This window comes from Niveispirillum sp. SYP-B3756, assembly GCF_009495745.1.
In the GTDB taxonomy this organism is placed as follows: Bacteria; Pseudomonadota; Alphaproteobacteria; order Azospirillales; family Azospirillaceae; genus Niveispirillum.
Window position 1 is genome coordinate 1 of the sequence record NZ_WIDQ01000040.1, and the last position, 5,692, is coordinate 5,692.

General features: G+C 66.4%; 8 protein-coding genes. 6 read left to right on the forward strand and 2 right to left on the reverse strand.

Annotated features, from left to right (window positions below; genetic code table 11):
* The 4 genes from GE253_RS25975 to GE253_RS25520 all read left to right on the forward strand — a co-directional run.
* Positions 1-534 (forward strand): hypothetical protein (locus tag GE253_RS25975; RefSeq protein WP_173012839.1); only part of this gene is annotated, 534 nt, incomplete at its 5' end.
* Positions 535-1,128: 594 nt separating this feature from the next.
* Positions 1,129-1,851, forward strand: coding sequence for a protein rep (locus GE253_RS25510; protein WP_247878875.1), 723 nt, complete (start codon positions 1,129-1,131; stop codon positions 1,849-1,851).
* Positions 1,845-2,309, forward strand: a complete 465-nt coding sequence (locus GE253_RS25515; protein WP_153206967.1) for a hypothetical protein — start codon at positions 1,845-1,847, stop codon at positions 2,307-2,309. Before GE253_RS25510 ends, GE253_RS25515 begins: the two co-directional genes overlap by 7 nt.
* A gap of 296 nt (positions 2,310-2,605) precedes the next feature.
* The gene (locus GE253_RS25520) at positions 2,606-2,851 is read left to right on the forward strand and encodes a helix-turn-helix transcriptional regulator (protein WP_153206968.1); all 246 of its coding nucleotides are present in this window, start codon (positions 2,606-2,608) and stop codon (positions 2,849-2,851) included.
* Between the two features lie 1,167 nt (positions 2,852-4,018).
* On the opposite strand, the gene GE253_RS25525 is transcribed toward GE253_RS25520, so the two are convergent.
* Both GE253_RS25525 and GE253_RS25530 read right to left on the reverse strand, forming a co-directional pair.
* On the reverse strand, positions 4,019-4,174 hold the full coding sequence (locus tag GE253_RS25525; RefSeq protein WP_153206969.1) for a hypothetical protein: 156 nt from the start codon (positions 4,172-4,174) through the stop codon (positions 4,019-4,021).
* Positions 4,175-4,268: 94 nt separating this feature from the next.
* A complete protein-coding gene (locus GE253_RS25530; RefSeq protein ID WP_153206970.1) occupies positions 4,269-4,463 on the reverse strand; it encodes a hypothetical protein in 195 nt (64 codons plus the stop codon).
* A gap of 114 nt (positions 4,464-4,577) precedes the next feature.
* On the opposite strand from GE253_RS25530, the gene GE253_RS25535 reads away from it, so the two are divergent.
* Complete coding sequence (locus GE253_RS25535) at positions 4,578-5,162, forward strand: site-specific integrase (protein WP_173012840.1); 585 nt, start codon at positions 4,578-4,580, stop codon at positions 5,160-5,162.
* 67 nt (positions 5,163-5,229) lie between these two features.
* The coding region (locus GE253_RS25540) for a hypothetical protein (protein WP_153206972.1) at positions 5,230-5,692 on the forward strand (463 nt) is incomplete at its 3' end.

Consider the following 5,692-nt stretch of genomic DNA (forward strand, 5'->3'; position numbering starts at 1 on the left):
GCGGGACTGGCCTATCTGCAAGCCCTGCTGACGGTAGAAGGGGCTGAAGAGGAGATGCGGAGGCTGCTGGAAGGGGCACAGGCTGCCATCGACCGGGAAGCCGCCCAGGCCCGCCTCTGGTATCAGCGGGCCATGAAGGCAGAGCGGGACGCCGCCTCGCTGGACAGGCAGCTACAGGAGGCGCGGGAGAGTACGGGGGGCATCACCGATGCGGTTGACCTCTACGCCCTGCCGGCCCCGGCTGCGCCTGCCCTGCCAGCCGATATCAGGGCCTGCATCCAGTCGATGCGAGAGCGCGGCGATCTCAGCGCAGTACGCGGCCTGGAAAGGCTGGGGATGGACACGCCCGCGAAAGCATGGGGGCGGCTGGACGATGCCGGGAAAATCGCGGTGGCGCTGGCCACCGGCGCGCGGAATGCGCTGCCGATCCAAATGCGCGCATATGGCGATATGCAGCTATGGGCGATGCTGCCGGCCAGCCTGCGACGTGCCGTCATGGATGATATCGACCTGTTCTGCGGTGCCAGCCCCTGAAACGAAAGAACCCCCCGCGCCGTGGCGCTGGGGGGTCCGCAGTCTGGCACGGCCATCGGCGTCCCCGCCTGTACCGTGGGCCGAGAATGGCACAAGTAGGGGGCTTTTCGCAAGGTGTGCGGTGTGGCCGCATATTAGGCCGTCAGGGGCGACGCGGCGGGGTGGAGTCCCCCCCTACACCTTTCCTTGATACGTAGGTGATAACTGTCGCGCCCCCAATGACCGAAAAACCGCATATTTAAGCGTCTGTAAGTCATTGATTTTATTCGGAGCCGTAAAAATGCGAAGGGCGGCTTAACGCCGCCCTTGCCGTATCCGGTTTCTGATGTGTAGCTTGGCCCTACCGCTAGTCCCAACCTCTCACCCGGAGACCAGATATTGAGCCGCTCGCCAGCGGCCGCCAGCATCATAGCGCCTCCTCCATCCATAGACCAGACGCTATCCACTTGGGCCGCCCGCAGGGCAGCGGCGCAAGAGCTTGCGGCTATTTTCCGCGCCCATGATCGGCCCGGCTCGCCTCTGGCCGGCTGGGCTGACCGCATCGACCAATGCTCAACGAACATCGCTCTCAGGCCAGGGGAACGAAACTGGTACATGGCCAGGGGCTCCTATTGCGGGGTGCGGCTGTGCCCCTGCTGCCAATGGCGGCGCTCCCGGATATGGCAGGCCCGCGTGGGCGGGCTGGGGGACAGGCTGAAAGGCCGGCTGATCTTCCTGTCGCTGACGGTGCGAAACTGCGCTGTCGGGGAACTGCGGGAAAACCTGGGCCAGATGGCAGAGGGCTGGCATCGGCTCATCCGCCGCCGGACATGGCCGGGCACCGGCTATCTGCGGTCGGTCGAAGTGACCAGGGGGCAAGACGGGAACGCCCATCCGCACATCCATGCGCTGATCCAAGTCCCATCAAACTATTTTCAGAAATCGAACCCCCAATATTTGCACCAAGAGCAATGGGCCAAGATGTGGCAGGAATCTGCCGAACTGGACTATTGGCCCATCGTTGATATCCGCGCTGTGCGGGGCAAGAAAGACGATGCATTTCGGGAGGTTACGAAGTACACGGTCAAGCGCGCCGACCTCGTAGGCGATGCTCCATGGATCGTGGAAGCCGCCCAGCAGTTAAGCAAAAGCCGCGCCGTATGCCTCGGCGGCACCATCCGCAAGGGCATCAAGAACATCGAAAGGGATGATGACCCCGCAACGGCTGATGACCTGGACCCGGACGCAGACGGGACAGATATCAGGGATGGGGCTACGCGCTGGTTTCGCTTCGATCCGTCCGCCGGGCGCTATGCTGAATGGGGGCCGTCATGGTAGGCCAGAGCCCAGGCCGCCGGTTTCACCGTGCCCAGCACCTGCGGCGCCTGGAGGCGGATCGGCTCCTTGCTGCTCGTGATATCGAGATTGCGCGCCGCACAGCGCGGGAGGCTGCTGCCCAGCCGGATAGGCCATCGTGGGAAGATCGCCATTTGCCGGCCCGCCTGGAGGAACGGGATATCCCGCGCTGGATCGTGATGGACCTATGGGACCGGCGCGAACAGGTCATGCGCCACCAGCCGCCCGCCTGCACCGTGCATCTGAAGTGCAGCCGGCAGAAGCCGGGCGGGGCGCAATATGTGATGGGCCACGGCCTCACGGATGAACCGCAGCGCTGGGCGATCCCGATAGACGGGCGGCATGACTGGCTGTGCCCCGCGTGCCTCGTAGAATGGGTGGCGCGCAACCAGGGCCGGCGGGTGCGGTGGCTGGACTGGCAGCAGCGGCCCCTATTCTGAGCCGCCATTGTCATATGCCCCCCTGTGGTCATATTACCTTGCTCGGGCGTAGGACTGTGCGGATGGACAGTCGCCAGCCCGCCCAGGTCGTGGGATGATTGACGGCGGATTTGCTCGCCTTTTTGACGTCATAGGTATTTCGTCCTATGACGTTTAGGATTTGCATCCTATTGGCCTATGCCGTAGGGTCATGGGCGCTGGCGGGGACCGGGTGAATACACGAGTAACCGCATTGCGCCAAGATTGCGGGCAGGCGTAGTAGAGCAGGGCCAGCACTGTGGATAGGAGGGGCCGAAATGATCGTCGACTTTGCACGGCAGTTGCGCCTTTTCCGTCTCTCTCTGGGGCTGACCCAGGCCGAAGCGGCGAAGGCGCTGGACAAATCGCTACGGCAATATGCCGATATTGAGAGGGGTCTTGCCCCGATCCCAGCGCAAGCCGTTGGTCTAATTGCGAAAAATGCCCCTGCGATTTTGGAGAAAGCGCCACGGCAAAGGCGGAGAAGGCGGCCAGACCCGCATATTTTGGCCGAAGCCGTTTGACCAGGCCGTGGGCCTGCCCCAGCCGCCGGCCCTTCCCCCAAGCGTCCCGTCCCTCGCCCCCTTCGGGGGCTCAGGCCGGCCCCCGCGCTATGGCGCGGGGGCAATCCCTCGCCCGTCCGCTTCGCGGTCGGGCTCCCCCGCCCCTCAAGGGCCGGGGTGCCGCTGCGCGTCACCACCGGCCCGCGCCGGGCTGACCGCCCCCACCCCTCTTTCAACGGCGCACCGGAGACCGGGGAGATGGGGGGGGCGTAGTAGGGGCCTGCTGTCCTGAGCGCTCCCAGGCTGCCCCGCGCCGGGCTGCACCCGGGGGAGCAAGCGCGGCGGCTGCCGGGGTCCGCTCCTCGTGGGAGCCCGTCGGACGGGCCGGGAGCGGCCCCCGGCAGGTCACCGCGCCCCCAGGCCCGGCAGCAGCGGGAGCGGGTGCAGGCTGGCCAGCGGGAGCGCGGCGGGGGCGGTCCTGGCTCTGCTGTGCGTGCGGGCGTCATGCCCCGTGCCAGATCGGGCGGGCCGGCACTGCGCGCCGCCCCACCCGGCACGGCTCATGCCGCCCCCAGGCCGCCGGCCCTGCATGGTCTCTATCCTGCCCCCCGCCCCCGCCCCGCCCCGCACACGCGCGCGCAAATCCATGCTCGCGATAAGGCTGGTTTATGGAAAATGCTGGTCCCTCCGCTCCGCTACGGTCCTGCGCATCGCTCCGCTACGCTCCGCGCCGCCTCCGCGGTTTCCATAATCCGACCTTATCGCGCGCATTATATTTGCTTTCTCGCGCGCGTGCGGGGCGGGGCGGGGGCTCATCGCCTGCGGCGGCCTGCGCTGGTGTGCCCCACCCCCGCCCCCGCCTGGGCAGGGCAGGGCAGGGGGCAGGCCGCAGGGCCGGGCGGGGGCGGGGGTGGGGCACGGCCCTGGCGGGCTGGCCCGCTGCCTGCGCTGCGCTACGGCAGAGGGCCAGCCCGCAGGGGGCGCACGCGCTCCCCCTCTGGCGCGTCACGTCCCGTGCTATGGCGGCTCCGGGCACTGGCGCGCCCTCGCACGCCAGCACGGGCCGCGCCACGCCGCCGGGGGGCACCTGCGCCCCGCGCCCCTTCGCCCCGCCCCCGCCGCCTGGGCACACTGCCTCGCTACGCTCCGGCAGAGTGCCCAGGCTCCCAGGGGGCGGGGGGTGCTGCGTCACTCTCCAGCCTCCCGCCCCGCCGGGGGTTCCGCCGCACCGGGTGCGCGGACGTAACCGCGCACCCGGCACGGCGGCACGATGGGGGCTGACCAGGGGGCCGGATCACAGGCGGCCAGGGCGTCTACAGGCGCTCGCTTCGCTCGCGCGCCCATCGGGCCTTTCCTGCCTTCGTCCCCCGCAGGCTGGCCATAAATATCCCCGCCGGAGGCACGGGCGGGCGGGAGCCCGCCAGGATCGCAAAGCCCCTCAACGCAGGCTGAACCCCATGATGCATGGGCCGTCGGGCTCTGCGTCCGCGTCCGGCTCAAGGTCGGGGTCCGGCTCAAGGTCGGGGTCCGGCTGCATATCGTCCAGCCGCTCAATCGCTGCCTGCACACACGCCCGGAGCGATGGCAGGTCATGCCGCGCCAATTCACCCTTCCAATGCTGCATCCAGTCCAAGATATCCTCCTACACATGCGGCCAATCCGCATGATAGGTATAGGATGAAAATCCCAAAATTGTAACGAGAGGAGGTGCAAGCTGCGCCGCCAGTACCCCCGGAAATACCTGACCGTGGGGGAAGCGGGCCGACTGATTGAGACCGCCCCGCGCTATGGCGCGGCTGGCCTGTTGGCGCTGACGCTCCTGTATTCGGGAGCCCGCGTTTCGGAGGCTCTGGCCATATCTCCCGCTGATCTGGACGATGCCGATCTGCAGGATGCTGCACTGCTGCTGCCGACCCTGAAACAGCGACCGCGCCCCGGTCAGCTTCCCCCTATACGGACAGTCCCGATCCCGCCCAGTTTGGCCCGCGCGCTGCGGAAGCGCGCGGATAACCAGGGGGCAGGGCCTCTGTTCAACGTCTCTCGCTCCACCGCTTGGCGGTGGGTCGGGGCGGTGATGAGCGCCGCCGGTGTACCCGGCCCGCTCTGCCACCCGCACGCACTGCGCCACACCATGGCTACGCTGGACCTCGACGCGGATATTCCGATCCGGTTGATACAATCCATCCTCGGCCATTCCCGTTTGGAAACGACGGAACTTTACGCGGCGGCTCAGCGCCGCACGATCAGGCGGCACCTGTCCCGCATGTGGGCCAGCGTGCCGGAACCCGAATATGCCCGGCCACCGCCAAAGAAAAAAAATATGCGGACGTGAGGCAGGGTGCGACCGTTTCGGAGATTTTGTTTCAGCGATTTGCAAGCCTTTTCAATGGCTTCGGTGAATGCCTGAAAACAGCTTGCGGCGCAAGTGTAGGGAAGTAATCGCGGTGTATATAGCGGCGCTGTCAGATCCGATAGCGCCGCTATTTATTTGGGAGGCCAGTAGAATGCAAGATAACGATTTTGACGCCTTTGTAATGGGTGATGGGGAAATAAATGATGCTGAAGATGAAGCACTTGAAAATATAGATGCTGTGCGGGAGCGGGTGGCGGCCAGACCGGATATCGCCGGGGCCATAAGCGACGAAATCGCAAGGTGCATCACGGCAATGGGGGAAATCTCAGGTTTCCCAATTGGAGACGCGACGAAGGCAAAGGCCCGCATGGCGGCCAGCCGCGCGGGACTGGCCTATCTGCAAGCCCTGCTGACGGTAGAAGGGGCTGAAGAGGAGATGCGGAGGCTGCTGGAAGGGGCACAGGCTGCCATCGACCGGGAAGCCGCCCAGGCCCGCCTCTGGTATCAGC

Bases quoted from the DNA above. Each gene is read 5' to 3' on its own strand.
- GE253_RS25515 (WP_153206967.1), top strand. From the start codon at position 1,845: ATGGTAGGCCAGAGCCCAGGCCGCCGGTTTCACCGTGCCCAGCACCTG.
- GE253_RS25510 (WP_247878875.1), top strand. From the start codon at position 1,129: ATGGCCAGGGGCTCCTATTGCGGGGTGCGGCTGTGCCCCTGCTGCCAA.
- GE253_RS25525 (WP_153206969.1), bottom strand. From the start codon at position 4,174: ATGGGCGCGCGAGCGAAGCGAGCGCCTGTAGACGCCCTGGCCGCCTGT.
- GE253_RS25520 (WP_153206968.1), top strand. From the start codon at position 2,606: ATGATCGTCGACTTTGCACGGCAGTTGCGCCTTTTCCGTCTCTCTCTG.